Origin of the sequence: Cupriavidus pampae (genome assembly GCF_914271485.1) — a bacterium.
GTDB lineage: Bacteria > Pseudomonadota > Gammaproteobacteria > Burkholderiales > Burkholderiaceae > Cupriavidus > Cupriavidus pampae.
In genome coordinates this window covers 102,701-121,042 of the sequence record NZ_CAJZAG010000004.1, presented here as the reverse complement: position 1 = coordinate 121,042, position 18,342 = coordinate 102,701, and the positions used below count along the sequence as shown (strand labels likewise).

General features: G+C 64.7%; 17 protein-coding genes. 14 read left to right on the top strand and 3 right to left on the bottom strand.

Annotated features, from left to right (window positions below):
- Positions 1-30: 30 nt before the first annotated feature.
- A complete protein-coding gene (locus LDO41_RS11420) occupies positions 31-984 on the top strand; it encodes a LysR family transcriptional regulator (protein ID WP_223987697.1) in 954 nt (317 codons plus the stop codon).
- Between the two features lie 72 nt (positions 985-1,056).
- Here the strand turns inward: LDO41_RS11420 and LDO41_RS11415 are convergent, their stop codons facing one another.
- Entirely contained in the window at positions 1,057-3,735 is a 2,679-nt protein-coding gene (locus LDO41_RS11415) for a tannase/feruloyl esterase family alpha/beta hydrolase (protein ID WP_223987695.1), read from the bottom strand.
- A 249-nt stretch (positions 3,736-3,984) separates the two neighbouring features.
- On the opposite strand from LDO41_RS11415, the gene LDO41_RS11410 reads away from it, so the two are divergent.
- The 3 genes from LDO41_RS11410 to treF all read left to right on the top strand — a co-directional run bounded on the left by LDO41_RS11410 (position 3,985) and on the right by treF (position 7,114).
- Complete coding sequence (locus LDO41_RS11410) at positions 3,985-4,530, top strand: shikimate kinase (protein ID WP_290370878.1); 546 nt, start codon at positions 3,985-3,987, stop codon at positions 4,528-4,530.
- A 78-nt stretch (positions 4,531-4,608) separates the two neighbouring features.
- Positions 4,609-5,412, top strand: a complete 804-nt coding sequence (locus LDO41_RS11405; RefSeq protein WP_223987678.1) for an SDR family NAD(P)-dependent oxidoreductase — start codon at positions 4,609-4,611, stop codon at positions 5,410-5,412.
- Positions 5,399-7,114, top strand: a complete 1,716-nt coding sequence (treF, locus tag LDO41_RS11400) for an alpha,alpha-trehalase TreF (protein ID WP_223987675.1) — start codon at positions 5,399-5,401, stop codon at positions 7,112-7,114. The genes LDO41_RS11405 and treF overlap by 14 nt, the downstream gene beginning before the upstream one ends.
- Before the next feature lie 308 nt (positions 7,115-7,422).
- On the opposite strand, the gene LDO41_RS11395 is transcribed toward treF, so the two are convergent.
- Positions 7,423-8,361 (bottom strand): 2OG-Fe(II) oxygenase, encoded by a 939-nt coding sequence (locus tag LDO41_RS11395; protein WP_223987659.1) that lies wholly within the window; start codon positions 8,359-8,361, stop codon positions 7,423-7,425.
- Positions 8,362-8,565: 204 nt separating this feature from the next.
- Here LDO41_RS11395 and LDO41_RS11390 point away from each other — a divergent pair, with 204 nt between their 5' ends.
- From LDO41_RS11390 to LDO41_RS11345, 10 genes are all read left to right on the top strand, one after another.
- Positions 8,566-10,830, top strand: coding sequence for an alkaline phosphatase family protein (locus LDO41_RS11390; RefSeq protein ID WP_223987657.1), 2,265 nt, complete (start codon positions 8,566-8,568; stop codon positions 10,828-10,830).
- Between the two features lie 109 nt (positions 10,831-10,939).
- On the top strand, positions 10,940-12,409 hold the full coding sequence (locus LDO41_RS11385) for a cytochrome-c peroxidase (protein WP_223987654.1): 1,470 nt from the start codon (positions 10,940-10,942) through the stop codon (positions 12,407-12,409).
- A complete protein-coding gene (locus LDO41_RS11380) occupies positions 12,406-13,044 on the top strand; it encodes a hypothetical protein (RefSeq protein ID WP_223987638.1) in 639 nt (212 codons plus the stop codon). Before LDO41_RS11385 ends, LDO41_RS11380 begins: the two co-directional genes overlap by 4 nt.
- 183 nt (positions 13,045-13,227) lie before the next feature.
- The gene (locus LDO41_RS11375; protein ID WP_223987635.1) at positions 13,228-13,437 is read left to right on the top strand and encodes a hypothetical protein; all 210 of its coding nucleotides are present in this window, start codon (positions 13,228-13,230) and stop codon (positions 13,435-13,437) included.
- Positions 13,418-14,002: a type II toxin-antitoxin system VapC family toxin gene (locus LDO41_RS11370; RefSeq protein ID WP_223987632.1), complete on the top strand. Its 585-nt coding sequence runs from the start codon at positions 13,418-13,420 to the stop codon at positions 14,000-14,002. Before LDO41_RS11375 ends, LDO41_RS11370 begins: the two co-directional genes overlap by 20 nt.
- Positions 14,003-14,014: 12 nt before the next feature.
- Positions 14,015-14,242, top strand: coding sequence for a hypothetical protein (locus LDO41_RS11365; protein ID WP_223987615.1), 228 nt, complete (start codon positions 14,015-14,017; stop codon positions 14,240-14,242).
- A 2-nt stretch (positions 14,243-14,244) separates the two neighbouring features.
- Positions 14,245-14,799: a type II toxin-antitoxin system VapC family toxin gene (locus LDO41_RS11360; RefSeq protein ID WP_223987612.1), complete on the top strand. Its 555-nt coding sequence runs from the start codon at positions 14,245-14,247 to the stop codon at positions 14,797-14,799.
- A 283-nt stretch (positions 14,800-15,082) separates the two neighbouring features.
- Positions 15,083-16,024 (top strand): Bug family tripartite tricarboxylate transporter substrate binding protein, encoded by a 942-nt coding sequence (locus LDO41_RS11355; protein WP_223988695.1) that lies wholly within the window; start codon positions 15,083-15,085, stop codon positions 16,022-16,024.
- On the top strand, positions 16,017-16,886 hold the full coding sequence (locus LDO41_RS11350) for a PhzF family phenazine biosynthesis protein (RefSeq protein WP_223987609.1): 870 nt from the start codon (positions 16,017-16,019) through the stop codon (positions 16,884-16,886). The genes LDO41_RS11355 and LDO41_RS11350 overlap by 8 nt, the downstream gene beginning before the upstream one ends.
- Positions 16,883-17,368, top strand: a complete 486-nt coding sequence (locus tag LDO41_RS11345; protein ID WP_223987606.1) for a RidA family protein — start codon at positions 16,883-16,885, stop codon at positions 17,366-17,368. Before LDO41_RS11350 ends, LDO41_RS11345 begins: the two co-directional genes overlap by 4 nt.
- Positions 17,369-17,381: 13 nt before the next feature.
- On the opposite strand, the gene LDO41_RS11340 is transcribed toward LDO41_RS11345, so the two are convergent.
- Entirely contained in the window at positions 17,382-18,176 is a 795-nt protein-coding gene (locus LDO41_RS11340; protein WP_223987603.1) for a helix-turn-helix transcriptional regulator, read from the bottom strand.
- Between the last annotated feature and the right edge of the window lie 166 nt (positions 18,177-18,342).

Here is an 18,342-nt window from a genome sequence, read left to right as displayed (position 1 = left end):
TCTCGTATATTTATCCGGTATGTACCTGCCATGGAGCTGAGACACCTGCGCTACTTCCTCGCGGTGGCGGAAACGGGGTCAGTCACCCGCGCTGCCGAGCAACTCGGCATCCAGCAGCCGCCGCTCTCCCAGCAACTCAAGGCGCTCGAAACCGAGCTCGGCGTGACGTTGTTCGAGCGACAGCCGCGCGGCGTCGCGTTGACGCCGGCCGGCACCGCGTTGCTCGATGACACGCGAGACCTGTTCGCGCGCATCGACCGCATGCGCACGCGCATGCAGCGCATGGCCCGTGGCGATGAGGGCGCGCTGGCGATCGGTTTTACGAGTTCCGCCGCCGCGCACAAGCTCACGCCCGAAGTCTTGCGCGCGTGCCGGCGCCAGTTTCCGCGCGTCGCGCTGTCGCTGTCCGAATGCAATGCCGCGGAGGCCATCGAGCAACTGGCCGACGGCAAGCTCAGCGCCGCGTTCGTGCGCGCACCGGTGCTGTATCCCGATGGCGTGCAGTTCGATCTGCTGCTCGAGGAAGAACTCGTGATCGCCCTGCCGCTCGATCATCCGCTGCTGCGCAAGCGCAGCGCGGCGGGCGTCGCGGCGCATACGCCGGTGTCGCTGCGCGAGCTCGCTGACGATCCCTTTATCCTGGTGCGCCGTCCCGGTGCGCCAGGCATGTACGGCGACCTGTTGCGCGAGTGCGAGGCGCTCGGTTTTTCGCCGCGCATCGGTGCCGAGGTGGAGCGCATGCTCACCAACCTGAATCTCGTGGCCGCCGGCGCCGGCGTGAGCGTGGTGCCCGCCTCGATGGCTGGCCTCAACCGCCACGGCGTGGCCTACTGCCGCATGGTGGAGGTGGACCGCCTGCGCGCGCCGCTGACGCTCGGCTATCGGGCGGCCGATCAGGACCCCGCGCTGGCGGCACTGGTGGCGCTGACGCACCGCATAGCCACACGGCACCGCAAGCGCGGCGAGGAAGCTATCAGCCAATAAAAAGGGGCCCCGCAAGGGGCCCCAGTGTTTTCAACTTCCGCGATTTGTCGTTGTTATCCGGGTGTTTCGGCCTTAGTTCAGCAGGCCGATCTCGAATTTGTTGTTGAAGGTGCCGAACAGCAGGCCACCGTTGTTGAGATAGGTCGCCGCGACGCCGCCGCCCGACTGGATCACGCCCAGCACCGGCAGGTTGTACGCAAGCGTACCCGCGGTGCCATCGCGCGTGATCGACGTGCCGGCGAGCACCGCCGCAAACTGCGAGCCATCCGTCGACATCATGCGGAAGTTGCCGTCCGCCGAACCGGTGATGGTCGTGGTTTGCTTCGCATACACGCTCATGCCGAACGCCGTGGCGCTACGCGTCAGGATCAGCGGCACGGGCGTGCCATTGACCAGGCCGCCCACTACCGAGCCGATCGCGGTACCGCCGGTCGTGCCGGTGGTGGCGCCGGTGTCGAAGGCATCGAACGCATTGCGCGTGGCATTCCAGGCGATGTAGCCCTTGGTGGTCGGGGTGCAGGCCGCGTCGTAGACGATATAGCCGTTGACCGGATCCTTGCAGGTTTGCCACGTGGCCGCCGACGAGCGCATGCGCGCGGAGCCATTGACCATCGACACCGTGCCGCCCGTGTTCAGGATGCCGTTGACGTTGTAGATGTCCGCCACGGCCTTGAAGTCCGCCGTGGTGTTCTGGAACGCCACCAGCGGCAGAAAGCCACCACCCGCGGCCGGGGCCACGCCGCCGGCGAGCACGCCGCCACCGGTCACCGTGAAGCGCGCGCCATTCTCGTCGCTGTTGTACGTGCAACCGCTTTGCAGCACCAACTGGCCGCTGCGCACGGTGCCGGCAGCACGCTGCAGGCTCGCGTCGATCGTCACCGTGTAACCGAGCGTGGCCGGATCGATCCGCACCGACAGCTCTTCGCCGTTCGTGTTGCCGCCCTTCCACGTGGTCGGCGTGGTCGGCATGTTCAGGCAGGCCTGTACCGCGCCGGAAGCGCCTTCACACGTGTAGTTGATCGCGGCATCCGCGCTGCCCGCGCCCTTGAACTTCGGCCATGCCGGATACTGGCACAGCGGCCGCGTGCGGCCATACGTCTGCGCGTTGGAATCCATGACCTGCATGGTGCCCGGCGCCACGCCCATCTCCACCCAGTTCTCGAGCGCGGTCAGCGAATTCCACGCCGGCAGGAAGCTGCCCGTGCCATGGCCCATGCCCGGCACCGTGTAGAAGCGAATGCCCTGATCGACGGCCGCCTGCCCCACCGTGCTGGTCACCGCCTTGAACCACGCGATGGTCGAATTGGGGCTGATCACTTCATCGGCCAGGCCATGCAGCAGGATCAGCCGGCCGCCGTTGGCGAGGAACGGCGTGATGTTCGGATTGGTCGCATCGGTCTGCGCCGATACGTCCTGCACGCGCGAGGTCCAGGTGCCGGGACTCGCGGGATCGAACGTCAGGGTGTCGATCGTCGCATTGCGCGTGACGAAGTACTTGGTCCACTGGTCGCCGGTCAGGTACATATTGGCGTCCGCCGTGGTGGCCGGATTGCCCGGCACCGCACGAGTACCGAGGTCACGCGTGGTGAACGGTCCCGCCACCAGCGCGCCCTCGAGAATGTTGTAGCCACCCGCCACCGTCACGCCGTTGGCGAGCGGATACGTCAGCTGCAGCGGCTGCTCGATGACCTTGACCGTCGCGATCTGGGCCAGCGACAGACAGGTGTCGCCGGTATCGGTGCCGCCCGGGCACTGCAGGTTCTGCAGCACCTGCATCGAGCTCAGCCGGCAGCCTTCGACGTTGCTGATGACCTTGTCGGCCACGCCGTCGAGCGTGTCGCACGCGGACATCACCGCGTTCTGCACCAGCAGCGTCTTGTTCAGGTTGAGCCAGCCCGCGCCGCCGTTCAGATACAACGCGCGGCCCAGCGCCACGTTGGACAGGCGCGTGCCGGTGTAGTTGAGCGCCGGCTCGTTGGCGATCACGCCTGTGTAGTCGGTCGGCCAGCGCTGGATATAACTGAGCGCGTCGCGGCCGCCGGTGGACGTACCAAGGAAGTAAGCGCGCGTGGGCGCCTTGCCATAACGCTGCTGGATCAGCGCGAGCGCAACGTCGTGCGTCTTCTTCAGTGTGTCGCCGCCGTAGTTGCGCAACTGTTCATCGTTGGTCGCAAAGCGGCCATCGGTGATGCTTGTGCTCTGGTGACCGGAGTCGTCGCCCCAGGTCGCGTAGCCGCGCGACAGCGGTGCGGGATCGTCGGGCAGCGCAAAGCGCACCGTCTCCGTACCGTCGATCAGCGTGCCGTCGAAGCCGCCGCCACCGAACTGGATCCCCTTGCCGTTCCACTGCGTGGGCAGGTTCACCGCGAAGTTGATGCTCTGCGATGCCGGATCGATCGGCGCGATGGTCCCACGCACCTGGCAGTACTCACCGAGCTTGTTGCCCGTGGCATCGGCCGCGATCAGCGTCGCCGCCCCCACCTTGGCCCCACCGGTGGCGAGCGCAATCTTCGACGCATCCACCGCCGCACCGCCCAGCGCGGCGCAGGCTTCCTGCGCGCTGAGCGCCGGCGGCGGATTGCCAGCCCCGTTACCCGGGTCAGACGGGTTACCGCCAGCAGGCGGAGGTGTCGTATTGCCGGCCGAAGCAGGCGCGTCATCGCCCCCGCCACAGGCACCGAGCAACAAGGTAGCCGCAAAAGCGGCAGCCAGCAGCGCGTAGCGCCGCTGGCCGGATGTTCCGGTCGTCATGATCTGGTCTCCTCCAACGTATCCGGTCGAACTGGCCGGTTTACTTGGAGCGTGACGGTATCACCGGCGAGGTCGCACGTAAAATATATGTTTAGCTATGTACCGATACTTAATACATATGCATAACGCCGTCCGTAGCGGTGTATTTGCGCGTCTTTTTCCCAACCGATGGCCCCTTGATTCGTGACGCGATCGTGCTACCGTTCTGAAAGCGCACGACACGTCGCTCGACTGGGCGGCGACACCATCTTGGACGACGACAATCTTTTTCTCATCGGATTTATGGGCGCCGGCAAGACGACCATCGGTCGGGCGGTCGCGCGTCGGCTGGAGCGGCCGTTCTTCGATACCGATCACGAGATCGAATCGCGTTGCGGCGTGCGCATTCCGACGATCTTCGAGCTCGAGGGCGAAGAGGGCTTTCGGCTGCGTGAGACACGCATGCTCGACGAGCTCACGCGGCAGCGCGGTATCGTGCTGGCCACCGGTGGCGGCGCGGTGCTGCGGCCCGAGAATCGCGAGATGCTGCGCACGCGCGGGCGCGTGGTCTACCTCGATGCGTCGTTGTCCGAGGTATGGCGCCGTACGCGACGTAATCGCAATCGGCCGTTGCTGCAGGGCGAGAATCCGCGCGCGCGCATCGAAGCGCTGTACCGCGCGCGCGAACCGATCTATCGTGAACTCGCGCACCTTGTCATGCCCGCGCATCAGGGCAGCGTGGAACAGGCGGCGACGATGGTGCTACGGCTGCTTGGGCTGGAACCGCCGGGGCCGACACCCTGCGGCTTCGGGTAGGGGCCTCGGGTCGCGCGTTGAACTTTGCACAGTACGGATCACTCTGACAGTGATCGGCACTCATGCGAAAGGGCTCACATGCGACTGCAGGGAAAGACCGCGCTCGTCACCGGCGCCGCTGCCGGGATCGGTCAGGCGATTGCGCTGCGTTTCGCGCAGGAAGGCGCCGATGTCGTCATCGCCGCGCATCGCGACAATGCCGAGGCCGAACAGGCCGTCGCGCAGATCCGCCAGACCGGCCGGCGTGTGTTCCTCGTCAGTGGCGACGTCGGCAAGGTCGCCGATGCACGCGCGATGATCGCGGCCGGCGTGCAGGCTGCCGGCCCGCTCGACATTCTCGTCAACAACGCGGGCGTCGAAGTGCGCGCGCCATTCGTCGACGTGTCCGAGGCCGACTACGATCGCGTGCTCGACACCAATCTCAAGGGCCCGTTTTTCCTCACGCAGGCGTTCGTGCAGCACCTGCAAGATCGACAACCAGCGCGACAACCAGGCGACCAGTCCGGTAGCCATCCCGCAGGCCGCATCATCAATATCAGTTCGGTCCACGAGGAACTGCCCTTCCCGCACTTCACGAGTTACTGCGCAAGCAAGGGTGGCCTGCGCATGATGATGCGCAATCTCGCGATCGAACTCGCGCCGCTTGGCATCACCGTCAACAACATCGCGCCCGGCGCCATCGAGACGCCGATCAATCGCAACCTGATGTCCGACCCGACCGAACTGAGCGCGCTGCTGCGCAACATTCCACTCGGCCGCCTTGGGCAACCCGGCGACGTCGCGGGGCTGGCCGTGTTTCTAGCCAGCGCCGACGCCGATTACATGACCGGCACCACGCTGTTCGTCGATGGCGGCCTCCTGTGGAACTATGCAGAACAATAATCCCGCGCGACTCGAGCACGGCGACGCGCCACGCCATGCCCACTACCACGCCCTGGCGCCATCGGTCACGCATCTGCCATGCCCGGAGCCGCGCTCGCTGCATGGTTGCCCCTCCGCCGATGCGGTGTCCCCCGCCGAACGCTACGCCGAACTGTTCGTCGACATCCAGTCGAGCGGCCTGTTCGCGGACAGCAAGACGTTTCCCGACTGCGCCCCGCTTGCAGCGCCCGAGATCATCCTCGCGCGTTATCGTGAGCAGCGCGACGCGCCAGACTTCTCGCTGAAAAATTTTGTCGAAGCCCATTTCGCGCGCGAGCATATCCCCGACGACCACTACGAGTCCGACCCGAACAGCTCGTTGCGCGAGCATATCGACGGCCTGTGGCCGGTCCTGACGCGCGAGCCCGGCGAGCATCCGCCGCTGTGCTCGCTGCTGCCGCTGCCGAAGCCCTATGTCGTGCCCGGCGGTCGCTTCCGCGAGCTCTATTACTGGGATTCGTATTTCACGATGCTGGGTCTGTCGGCCAGCGGCCGTTACGACCTGATGCGCGCGATGGCCGACAACTTCGCGTACCTGCTCGACACCTATGGCCTGATTCCGAACGGCACCCGCACGTACTACCTGAGCCGCTCCCAACCACCGGTGTTCACGCTGATGGTGGACCTGTTCGAGGACCATGGCATCGAGGATGCCCTCGCGTACCTGCCGCAACTGCAAAAAGAATATGCGTTCTGGATGGACGGCGTGTCGTTCCTGCGGCCCGGCGCCGCGCACCGCCGCGTGGTGATGCTGCCCGACGGTCGCGTGCTCAACCGGTACTGGGACGATCGCGCGCATCCGCGCGAAGAGGCCTATCTCGAGGACATCGACACCGCGCGCCGCAGCGGCCGCCCCGCGCATCTGGTCTTCCGCGACCTGCGCGCGGCGGCGGAATCGGGCTGGGACTTCAGTTCGCGCTGGTGCGATCTTCCGTCCGCCACGAACGGACATGGTCGCAATGACGACGCGGACCTCGCGACGATCCGCACCACCGCGATCGCACCCGTCGACCTCAACGCGCTGCTATGGCACGCCGAAGCCAACCTCGCCGAGCTCTCGACTGCCGCCGGTGACCCCGTGGCCGCCTCCCGCTACCGCGAAGCCGCCGCGCGTCGCGCCGAAGCGATCAGCGCGACGATGTGGGACGAGGCGTCGGGCACGTTCCTCGATCTGGACTGGCATCGCGGTGAACGCCGGCCGCAGTTGTCGGCGGCCACGCTGATGCCGCTGTTCCTCCGGCTGGCCACCACCGCACAGGCCGCACGCGTGGCCGATGCCGTTGCCGCGCGCCTGCTCGAGGAAGGCGGCCTGGCCACCACCGAGTGCAACTCCGGCCAGCAATGGGATCGCCCCAACGGCTGGGCGCCGCTCCAGTGGATCGGCGTACGCGGCCTGCGTCACTACGGCCACAACGCGTTGGCCGACACCATTGCCAACCGCTGGCTGGCGACGGTGGCCAGCCTGTACACGCGCGAGTTCAAGCTCGTCGAGAAATATCGGCTGCGACGCGACGGTGACGGGGCCGAAGGCGGCAGCGGCGGCGAGTATCCGTTGCAGGATGGCTTCGGTTGGACCAACGGTGTTGTCAGTGCGCTACTGCAGCAATATCCCGACCATCCGGCGACCGACAGTCGCGCGGGATGCCCCGATGGAAACGGTTGACGCGTCATCGGATCGGCCGCAAACCGTGCGCTCTTGGGCCTTCGGCAGGTAACCGGATTAGCCGTCGCAGAACCTTGCACGGAATCGCGTTCTTTAGTTCGGAATGCTGCAACGCACGCGACTTATTCGAGTGTTTCCACCAATTATTCCGCAACATCCTGCAATAACTCAGCTGAGTTATTGGCGCTCCGCGCCCGACGCGTCACACTCTTGCGCAGGGTCGTATCGACACGGCCCCATCGCACTTGGCAACTCTTAGTACCCCGACGGCCCCCGCGCGTCGGGGTATTTCTTTGTGCGGACGGTTTTTACATGCGGCCGGTCATATCTACGCCGCCGCCCATGCCCGCCGGCACAAAGCGCCGCTGCCGCATCCACTTGGTCACCACCCACTTTTCCCCGGCCGTCACCTGCGCGCCCGCGTGCAATGTGCGCGCGTCGAGCTGGTTGCGCGCATCGCAATACTCGAAGTAGACCGCATTGCCGCGTCGCGGCGCCACGCCGAACCCCAGTTCGGGAAACACGGTGTCACCACCGCCCCGCACATCGTTGAGGTAGATCACGAGCGTGCTCACGCGCTGACCGCTTCGTGCGATCGACGCCTGGTTGGCGGCGTTGTTCGGCATCAGAAAATCGAAATGCGGGGCACTGCGCGCGCCTTCCGCATACCGCAACACCTGCAGCCCCTCCCCGTTCTCCACCGGCATGCGCATCAACGCCGAGATCCGTCGATCGAGCCTCGCGACCAGCGGGTTTTCCTCCAGGCGAAAGAACATCCCCTCACTCGTGCGATTGCCGCTGACCATATCGAAGCCGGTGGACGGATCGACAGTCGTGGAGGGCGTGAGCCGCGGCCGTGCGAGCTCGATCAACGCGTCGCACTCGTCGGCGCTGAGCACACTCTCCAGCACCACGATCGCGGGCGCCTCCATGCGCGACAGCACGCGCACGTCACGATCGGTCGTCGTCAGTATCGGGCCATTGCCAAAGCGAGGCGACGCCGCGGCCGTTGCGATGACGTCTGCCGGCATCGGCATATCAACCGTCAACGATCCGCTCGGTAGCGGCAATCCCGCATGTTGCGCCCGCGCGATCGCGGCGATCAGTTGCGCGGCAATGCTGCCATCGAACTGCTGCGCCACCAGCGCTTCCACGATATCGCTGGAGGCATGACCCGCCGCGAGGCTGCGCGCGATCCAGTCGCCGAGTTCGGCCGAGAAATGAATGGTGGTTTGCTGTGTGCTCATGCCGCGCATTATTGCCCCACGCCCTACATGACACAACGTCCAGACATTCAGCCACGGCCCCGTCATATAGTTTCATCTGAAATCAAATTGTCATTTCCGCACCCTACTATCGCGCCTGCCGCTAGACGGCGCGACGGCATGCCACCGTCAGCAATACCCCCCTTGAGAAATCCCACGCTTCGCAGTTACACGCAGAGGTCAGTCATGCATAAGAACACGCCATATCGCCACCTGGCTCACTCCCCTACGGTCCGTACCGCCCTCACCGCTCTTGCAGCCGCCGCGCTGCTGGCCGCTTGCGGCGGCGATGACGCCACCACTTCCAGCACCGGCAACAACGGCGGCAACACCACGCCGCAGTCGGTCACGCTGCAGGGCAATGTCGTCGGCGCGACCATGAAGAACCCGACCGGCGCCGCCGCATCGAGCGCGACCGGTGTCAACTACGCCAAGTCGACCACCAACGACGACGTCGACCAGAAGCCCACGGCCATCGCCTACGGCAACGTCACGGTCTGCGCCGACGTCAACGGTAACGGCGCGTGCGATCAGGGCGAAGCGAGCACGATCACGGCCACCGACGGCAGCTTCAAGCTGACCGTGCCGCAAAGCGTCAAGGGCACGAGCCTCGTGGCCACGGTCGGCACCACCAGCACGTTTGCCGATCCGAACCAGAACGGCACGTCGGTCAACGTCGCCAAAAAGATGGTCCTGCGCAGCGCGCCCGACCAGTCGCTGGGCGGCACCAACGTCGTTATCAGCCCGCTGACGACCGAAGTCGTGCGCCTGATCGAAGCCGATAAGCTGAGCTATGCCGACGCCACCGCGCGTCTGGCCCAGCGCCTGAGCTTCAACAACGACACGGCGCAGGCCACCGACGTCACGGTCAAGGCCGCCGACGTGGTCGCCAATGCCGGCGCGGTTGCCGACGCCAACGCGAAGAAGGCCCTGCTGACCGAAGCCAATGCCCTGGCCAATCGCTTCGTGCTGGCCAGCACGATGCTCGACCGCGGCTATGTGTCCGATGCCAAGACCGATCCGGTCACCTCGCTGACCGCCGCGCAGGACGCCGCGTTCAACCCGGAAGGCATTCCGCGCTACGACCATCTGTTCGTGGTGATCTTCGAGAATCACAGCAACCAGTCGATCGACAATCCGGCGTACCCCAACCTGTATCGCTATCTGAACCAGGAAGGCAACAAGGCCGCCAACTACTTCTCCACGGGTAACCCGAGCGAGCCGAACTACATCGCGCTCGCCAGCGCCGATGACTGGGGTGTGTCCGACGACAGCGCGTGGAACTGCCTGCCGACCGGCAATACGGCCGACGCGCCGACTGATGCTTTTGTCCCGCTCGGCGCCTGCACGAACACCGCGATCCACAACCTCAAGAATCGCCGCAACCTGTTCACGGCCACGTACAAGGCCGGCCTCTCGACGCGCGTCTACAGCGAGTCGATGGACCCGGGCCAGGATCCGCGCAAGGACGGCGCCGGCAACGCGGCCATCCTGGGCGCCAATACGACCAACGGCACCAACACCATGGAGCCGATGATCTCGAGCCTGTACAAGACCAAGCATCACCCGGCCGTCAACTTCGACGACGTGCGCAACCGTCCGGACTTCTTCAAGAACCTGACGCGCTCGGTCGGCGGTGGCCAGTGGGATTCGGCCATCGACACGTACGCCAAGACCAACAACATCACGTGGAACACCCACCAGTTCGAGGATGACCTCAAGAGCGGTGACGTGGGCGCGCTGAACTACATCGTGCCTGACCAGTGCGACGACATGCACAGCACCGGCACCGCCGTGGCCAACTGCACCGGCGGCACCGCGATCGTCAGCCGTGGCGACCTCTACGCGAAGTATCTGGTCGAAAAGATCCAGGCTTCGCCGGTGTGGAAGAACACGAGCAAGCGCTCGGCGATCGTGATGATCTTCGACGAAGGCTCGAGCTTCTTCGGCAGCTCGTCGTGCTGCGGCTGGAACGTGGGTGGGCAGGTGACGTCTGCGGTGCCGCTTGGCGAAACCAACACTTCGCCGGTGCCGACGTACGCCAAGTCCAACCGTGGTGACGGCCCGACCATCTTCAGCGTGCTGACCAACCAGGCCGGCGCACCGAAGAAGGTTGTGGATTCGGACTCGTACAGCCACTTCTCGTTCGTGCGCACGCTGCAGAACATGTTCGCGCTGTCGGACCCGGGCATCAACACGTCGTACATGAACCGCTCGAAGTACACCGAGAAGTACATCGCCGACAACCTCGCCAACCTGGCCGAGTACTCGGGCACCGGTGACGCGCACTTCGACGCGGTACGTCCGATGAACCATGCGTATGTGATGAAGGCTGGTGACCGCATCTCCGGCGGCGCCACCTCCGGTTCGGGCGGTAGCGGCAGCTTCAACAACGGCAACCTCGCCACGGGCGCGGACGCCACGCAGACCGGCATCTTCGCCATGCATTGATGCGTTGATAGGTTGATCGTTGTGACGGTCGTGGCCAGGGTGGCCACGACCGTCGTACACCCCGCCTTGTTTCGCTTTTCATTCCGGCGCGCTGCCACGCGCTGCAGTCATGCGTAAATTCCCCCTCGTTTTGTGCCTTGCCGCCGCTGCGTTGTCGCTGGCCGCGTGCAAGGATCAGCGGCAGGCCAGTGGGCCGGCTGCAACAGGTGCCGCGGCTTCCGCGCCCGTCGCGTCGGCTTCCTCCACCGCTGGTGTGTCCGCCCCATCGGCCGATGCTGGCGCCAAAGTTGTTAGCGCTTCCGTCACGACTGCCGCCGCGCCCTCGAAGCTCACGCCCGCCGCACAGGTGGGCCAGCGCATGTTCTTCGATCCGTCGCTGTCGGGCTCCGGCCGCATCTCGTGCGCCACGTGCCACGATCCGGCGCACGCGTATGGTCCGGCCAATGACCTGTCGGTGCAACTCGGCGGCGCCGACATGAAGCAGGCGGGCACGCGCGCTGTGCCAACGCTGATGTACAAGGATTACACCGAGCCGTACTCGGACGAATTCCAGAACCCCGATATGATCAGCCCGCCCGCGCCGGGCGGCGGCATGACGTGGGACGGCCGTGCCAACACCATCGCCGAGCAGGCCGCCATTCCGCTGCTGGCCGCTAACGAGATGGCCAACCCGAGCGCGGAGGCCGTGGTCGCCGCGCTCGAGCACGGTCCCTATGCCGACCTGTTCCGCCAGGCCTTCGGGCAGGATGCGTTTGCCGATCGCAAGCATGCGTTCGAACTGGCCGGCGCCGCGCTGCAATCGTTCCAGACCGAGGATCGCAGCTTCCATCCGTATTCGAGCAAGTTCGATCTGTTCCGCAACAACAAGATCGGCGGCACGCTGACCGCGGCCGAGCTGCATGGCCTGCGCCTGTTCGTCGATCCGAACAAGGGCAACTGCGTGGCGTGCCATCTGATCGGTGGTGGCAATGGCGGTAGCCAGGACATCACGAGCGACTACTCGTTTGCCGCGATCGGCGTGCCGCGCAATCGGAAGATTCCGGCCAACGACGATCCGAACTACTTCGACATGGGCCTGTGTGGGCCGCTGCGCACCGACCACGTGCCGGACCCGCGTGGCAAGGGCAACAACAAGGGCGACAAGAACGGCGAAACCTGCGGCATGTTCAAGACGCCGATCCTGCGCAACGTCGCCACGCGTCAGGCGTTCATGCATAACGGCGTGTTCCATACGCTCGACGAAGTCGTGCACTTCTACAACACGCGCGATACCGATCCCGGCCGCTGGTACCCGCGCGACGCGCACGGCAAGGTGCGCAAATTCGACGATCTGCCCGCGCGTTATCACGCGAACATCGACGATCAGATGCCGCTGGACGGCCGCCGCGCGGGCAGCAAGACGCCGATGACCGAGGATGAACTGAAGGATCTGGTGACGTTTCTGGGCACGCTCACCGATGGGTATGCGGTGCCGGCCGATGCGAAGCCGACGCCGAATGTCGGTGTGTTCGGTCCCGCCACACCCCCTACTCCCACGCCCGCGCAAGCCGCACCCACTCAGAAGACTGCTGCACGATGAACCAACGTTTCTTTACCAACGCCATGCTCGCCGGGGGTCTCGCCATCGGCCTCGCCGGCTGCAAGCCCGCGGCGCCCACCACCGACACGTTCACGCGCGTGCTGCAGCAACATATCGACAGCCATGCCGAGCTCTGCATTGGCCGCCACGCGTGGCCGCTCGATGTACCGGACGTGCCCGAACGCGCCACGCTGCGCGACTACGTGCAAATGAACGCACTGGAACACGCTGGCCTGGTCACGCACGAGAGCGGCATGACGATGACGCGCGATCTGCACAACGGCACGTCCGACACGGTGCCCGCCTGGCGCTACACGCTGACGGACATCGGCCGCACGTTCTTCCGCGCCCACCCGGAAACCGCCAACGCGCACGTCACGGGCCAGCCCGACCTCTGCTACGGCAAGATCCACCTGCAGCAGGTCCGCAAATGGACCCCGATCCAGCGCGACGCGGATGCGCAGCGTGATATCACCACGGTGACGTACACCTACACCATCGACGCCGCCCCCTGGACCCACGACGAAGCCGTGCAACGCGCCTTCCCGGTCCTCGCCCGCGTGGTCAACGGCAGCGGCAAGGATGAACTGCGCCAGGACATGATGGACTCACCAAACGGCTGGGTCGTCCGCTGAACGCTTCGACCTGACGGACGCCCTCTCCCTCCCGGGAGAGGGTCAAAGGCGGCAACGGCAAACGCCTGCGCGCCACAAACACATCCCTTGCGCCAGATCAACTCGCCGCAACAATCGGACACGTTTTTCGCCCCGTTTTGAAGGCAACATCACGACTCCCTCACAACTTGAAAGGAGATCACGATGAAGACGCTGGCCCTTGAAGACGTGGATATCAAACTATTCCGAAGCATCCGCAACGATGCGGAGGATGGCCAACCGATCGAAGCTTCCGGAGATGTAGATAAGAATAAGGGTTCCTCCGTGCAAGACCTTCTGGAGGACGAGTACGTCGACTGGCTGAACGAGCTGGTGGCCGAGGGAAGGGGAAGGCATGTACCTCGCAGACACTAACGTCCTCAGCGAGATGATGAAATCGCGTCCTAATCCCAAGGTTTCTGCGTTCTTCGCTGAACTAGAAAGGAACAGGGAATCGGTGTACGTGTCGGTACTGACCTTCGGCGAGATACAAAGTGGTGTCAAGGCAGCTTGCCATCGCAACGATCGGGCTCGGGCAATCTGGCTGGCCCGAAACCTACGGATCTTGCGTAATCGGTACCGAGAGCGAACTGTGGGGGTTGACTATCGCACCTGTAGAACGTGGGCTGGATTGTGTGTACCGTCGTCGCACAACGCTATCGACAAGCTGCTTGCAGCCACCGCGATCGAGCGGAACTTCATCGTGTTGACGCGCAACGTGCGCGACTTCGATCGCTCGAAAGTGAAAGTAGTCAATCCGTTTGACGACGTCGCTGCCTTACGCCGTCACAAGACATGCCGACCATTGCCGCGACAGCGAACCACCGTCGTCGACGGTAGCGACAGCACGAGCAAACACATCCCTTGCGCCAGATCAACTCGCCGCAACAATCGGACACGTTTTTCGCCCCGTTTTGAAGGCAACTCCCTCACAACTTGAAAGGAGATCACGATGAAGACACTAGTCCTTGAAGATGTCGATATCAAACTTTTCCGACGAATCCGCAATGACGCGGAAGATCGCGAACTGACCACCGAGCAGCGGCACTATGAACTCGTGTCCAGCATGTTGAACGGGACGCGGCATCGATCATTGATCGATGCGCTGAGGGCCGATCCACTGATCGAGCCGGAGCAGGAGCGCGAGTGGGACGAGATCATCGCCAACATTCGGAGATAGCTATGTATCTCGTGGACACCAACGTGCTTAGCGAATTTATGAAGCGCCATCCAGATCCGCACGTCGATGCATTTCTCTCCGCGAAGCAGAGAGAAGGCGCGCAGGTATTCGTATCGGTCCTAACTTTCGGCGAAATGCGGCGCGGCGTGCTGAAGCTGCAATACAACCAAGATTTTGCGCAAAGCGCACTAATGGCCCAACGCCTTCAGACATTGAAGGAACAGTACTGCGACGACACCGTGGGCGTTGGCGATGCCACGAGCGAGATATGGGCACGACTCTCCGTGCCAAGTCCACACAGCCCTATCGACAAGCTAATCGCCGCCACGGCCGTCGAACGCCAGTTGACCGTGCTCACGCGCAACGTGCGCGACTTCCAGCACGCAGAGTTGAAGGTCATCAATCCGTTCGATGACACGGATGCCTTATGCCGCGGCATTACATACGGGCGACTAAGTGGTCGCTCGCCTGGGCGGCCGAAAGCATGTCCCCGCCTTCAATCAAACAGGAGAAGCATTCATGGAAAAAATCACGTTGAGTATCACCGTCGAGGATGAGCTATACGACAAGCTCTGTGCGGAGGCGGCGAGCGAGGGACGCACGCCTGAAGAGCACCACATGTTTCTACTGCGCTGTGCGTACCCTAGCTTCCCTGAGCGGCCACCGAAGGACGCGCCCGCGCAGGGCGAATGATCGCCATCCTCCCGCCCCGTCGCAATTCGGATCGGACGCGTCGCATTTCGGTTCGCGGCGGCGGTGGGGGCTTTCTAGACTCGGCGTATCCACTTCAGGGAGCCTGCCGTGTCTTTCCTACCCAAGAACCTCTTTAGCCGCTGCGCGTTGATCGTGGCCGTGGTCGGTGTGTACGCCGTTGGTGCGCATGCGGAAACCTGGCCCGCCAAGCCGATTACGATGGTCGTGCCGTTTCCGGCCGGCGGCGGTACCGATCTCGTGGTGCGTTCCATTCAACCGCTGCTGCAGCGTGAACTCGGGCAGCCAGTGGTGATCGACAACCGCAGCGGTGCTGGTGGCACCATTGGCTCGGGCTTTGTCGCACGTGCGGCCGCTGATGGCTATACGGCGGGTGTCATCACCACAAGCACCCATGCGGTCAGCGTTGCCATCTACCCGCGTCTGGCATACAGCCCCGCCAAGGACTTCGCCTACGCCGGCTTTATCGGTACCTCGCCCTACGTGCTCGCCGTCAACAACGACCTCCGCGTACACGACACCAAGGCGCTGATCGCCAAGCTCAAAGCCGACAAGACCCAACACAGCTTCGGTTCGGTCGGCGTCGGCACCGTGTCGCATCTGATCGGCGAGCAGTTCCAGAAGCTGGCCGGCACGCCCATCACACACGTGCCCTATCGCGGCGCCGCGCCGGCGTACACCGATCTGATCGGCGGCCAGGTGCAACTGATGTTCGACAACCCCGTGGGCCTCGCACCGTATATCAAGTCCGGCAAGCTCACCGCGATTGCCACCACCGCCCCCACGCCGCTGCTGGCCGATGTGCCGACGTTCGCCAGCCAGGGCGTGCCCGGCTTCGAGCAGCAGCTGTGGTACGGCATCGCCTTCCCGAAGGGCACGCCGGCAGCAATCGTCGAGCGCTTCAACGCGGCATTGAACAAGGTGCTGTCGGAAAAGGCCGTGGCCGAAGACCTCGCCAGCAAAGGCGTGACCGCGCGCCCGGGCACCCCGGCCGCGCTGCAAGCCGCGGTGCAAAAGGACACGCCCTACTGGGGCGCGATCGCCAAAGCCGTTGGAGCCACCGGTGAATGACGTCACACTGATTCGCGTCTTCGTGCGCGACGCCGCCAATCCGCGCAGCGGCAATCCGGTCCCACTGGTCGCCGACGCCCGCGGCATGAGCGACGCCGCCATGCAGGCGGTCGCGGCTCAGTACGGACACGAGTCCGCATTCGTGCTGCCGAGCGAAACCGGCGGCAAGAGCGACAGCAATTGGCGCCTGCGCTTCTTCGTGCCGCAGCACGAGATGGAAATGTGCGGCCACGCGACGGTCGGCACTCTCTGGGCGCTGCGGCAATGGGGCCAATGGACCGAACCCACCGCGCGCATCGAAACCCTGAGCGGCGTGGTGCTCGCCCGCTGGGACGACGCCGCGCAACGCGTGTGGATCTCGCAGCCGGAAGTGCAGACCGAGATCCTGTCGGCGTCCGCCAGCGCCCGCGTGACGGCCCAACTGGGCCTGCCGCCCAACGCCTATCCCACGGTCAACGCCAGCACCAGCCGCGTCAAGACGTTGGTCGAGTTGCCGTCGGTCGCGACACTCGACGGCCTGACGCCGGACTTCGGCACGATGGAAAGCCTGTGCGCATCGATCTCGTCCACCGGCCTCTATCCGTACGCCTTCGGTGGCGAGACATCCGACGACCTGCAGATCGTGCATGCGCGTCAGTTCCCGAAATCCTCGGGCTACCCCGAAGATGCCGCCACGGGTATCGCCGCCGCCGCGCTGTGGGGTTATCTCGCCCGCGGAAACGGCGATGCCGCTTCCATTGCGGTATGGCAAGGCGATACCATGGGCAGTCCCTCGGAAATCCTAGTCGCGCCGCGCCATTCCGAACAGGGCGAGCCGGCCGGATGCTGGCTCAGCGGCAATGTCGCCTGGAGTCATCAATGACGATTCAATCGCCCGAAGCACGGCTTGCTGAAGCCGGCTTCGTCCTGCCCGAGGTCTCCACGCCGCGTGGCAACTACGCGCCGTTCAGCGCGATCCCATTTGGTAGTGGACAGTGGGTGTCGATCGCGGGTCAGGTGTGCCGCCAAAAGGGCGTCGCGATGGTCGGCCAATGCGTGACGGAAGCCGATATCGAACCCGCGCAGCGCGCGGCGGAGGTCTCGATGCTGAACGCGCTCGCGGCACTGCGCCTGGCCTGCGGCGGCGAGCTGTCGCGCGTGCACCAGGTGGTGCGCGTGCGCGGCTTTATCCGCGCGGCGCCCGAGTTCACGCGCCACCCGGCGGTGCTAGATGCCGCCTCGGCCGTATTGCGCATCGCGTTTCCCGAGCACGATCTGCCGGCGCGCACCGCGCTCGGCGTGTCGAGCCTGCCCGACGCGGCCTTCACCGAAATCGAAGTGGACGCCATCGTCACAACGGTCTGACGTAGTTCGGAGATCAGGTGACTTCGCGCAGCAGACGGTGCAGATGGCCGCTGCTGGCGAAGCCAAGCTGCACACTCACCTGCGCCGCGGTCTGACCGGAGGCCAGCAGCGCGCGTGCATGAGAAGCCAGCACACGGCGCCGGATCTCCACCGGGCTGGCGCCTAGTTCGATCTGGCAGGCGCGCTGCAACCGGCGCAGAGAAATGCCGAGGTCGGCAGCCACGGCGTCAATCGACGGCAGCGGCCGATCGCACTCCAGTGCCACCGTGAAGCGCCGCACCATGCGCAGCACGATGGAAGCCGGCTCGGCCGGCACCTCCGCTGGCAAAGACGGCAACCGCCCCGCCACGATTTGCTCGACCACCGCGCGCACCAGCCACGCCGCGCTTGTTGGCGTAATCGTCGGTGCCAGCAGGGCTTCAAGCATCGCCACCGTGGCGGCATCGAGATGCAGCCCACCGAACTGCCGACATTGGTGCAGCCGGTCCGGCGGTAGATAGAGCTCGCCGTGATGCTGGCGTCCGGGATCCGACGTCGTCACATGCGTGGTGGAAGCCGGCAACAACACCGCCGTGCCACGCACGAGCGTCGCATCATGCGTCGCACCTGTAGCTGTAGCCGTTTCCTCCGACGATCCGGAAGACGCATCCCACACCGTTCTCAGCCGCCCCGAGCGCGGCCATAGCAACATGCCACAGTCATGCATATGCCACGCGCGCTGAAAACCCGGCTGCCGGCTCTCATGCAGCGCAAAACCATGGCTGGCAGTGAGATGCAACTTCGGAGAGAGGTGAGAAGCGCGCGACATGCTGGCGATCATACCCGTAATCAGGCGTGCCAAAAAACAACATTCGGGCAAAGAGCTCGCCCCGAAATCGGGTGGTATTCCCGAGCGGCATGACAACAAGAACCGGGTGCAGCGGCAAGGTGGTGTCATCGTCCGCTGGCACAATCGCGCGTTCTCCCGCACGACA

Excerpts from the sequence above, each read along its gene's own strand:
- LDO41_RS11415 (WP_223987695.1), bottom strand. The coding sequence starts at position 3,735 with ATGACGACCGGAACATCCGGCCAGCGGCGCTACGCGCTGCTGGCTGCC.
- LDO41_RS11345 (WP_223987606.1), top strand. The coding sequence starts at position 16,883 with ATGACGATTCAATCGCCCGAAGCACGGCTTGCTGAAGCCGGCTTCGTC.
- LDO41_RS11420 (WP_223987697.1), top strand. The coding sequence starts at position 31 with ATGGAGCTGAGACACCTGCGCTACTTCCTCGCGGTGGCGGAAACGGGG.
- LDO41_RS11370 (WP_223987632.1), top strand. The coding sequence starts at position 13,418 with ATGTACCTCGCAGACACTAACGTCCTCAGCGAGATGATGAAATCGCGT.
- LDO41_RS11390 (WP_223987657.1), top strand. The coding sequence starts at position 8,566 with ATGCATAAGAACACGCCATATCGCCACCTGGCTCACTCCCCTACGGTC.
- LDO41_RS11395 (WP_223987659.1), bottom strand. The coding sequence starts at position 8,361 with ATGAGCACACAGCAAACCACCATTCATTTCTCGGCCGAACTCGGCGAC.
- treF (WP_223987675.1), top strand. The coding sequence starts at position 5,399 with ATGCAGAACAATAATCCCGCGCGACTCGAGCACGGCGACGCGCCACGC.
- LDO41_RS11385 (WP_223987654.1), top strand. The coding sequence starts at position 10,940 with ATGCGTAAATTCCCCCTCGTTTTGTGCCTTGCCGCCGCTGCGTTGTCG.
- LDO41_RS11365 (WP_223987615.1), top strand. The coding sequence starts at position 14,015 with ATGAAGACACTAGTCCTTGAAGATGTCGATATCAAACTTTTCCGACGA.
- LDO41_RS11380 (WP_223987638.1), top strand. The coding sequence starts at position 12,406 with ATGAACCAACGTTTCTTTACCAACGCCATGCTCGCCGGGGGTCTCGCC.
- LDO41_RS11340 (WP_223987603.1), bottom strand. The coding sequence starts at position 18,176 with ATGTCGCGCGCTTCTCACCTCTCTCCGAAGTTGCATCTCACTGCCAGC.
- LDO41_RS11375 (WP_223987635.1), top strand. The coding sequence starts at position 13,228 with ATGAAGACGCTGGCCCTTGAAGACGTGGATATCAAACTATTCCGAAGC.
- LDO41_RS11405 (WP_223987678.1), top strand. The coding sequence starts at position 4,609 with ATGCGACTGCAGGGAAAGACCGCGCTCGTCACCGGCGCCGCTGCCGGG.
- LDO41_RS11360 (WP_223987612.1), top strand. The coding sequence starts at position 14,245 with ATGTATCTCGTGGACACCAACGTGCTTAGCGAATTTATGAAGCGCCAT.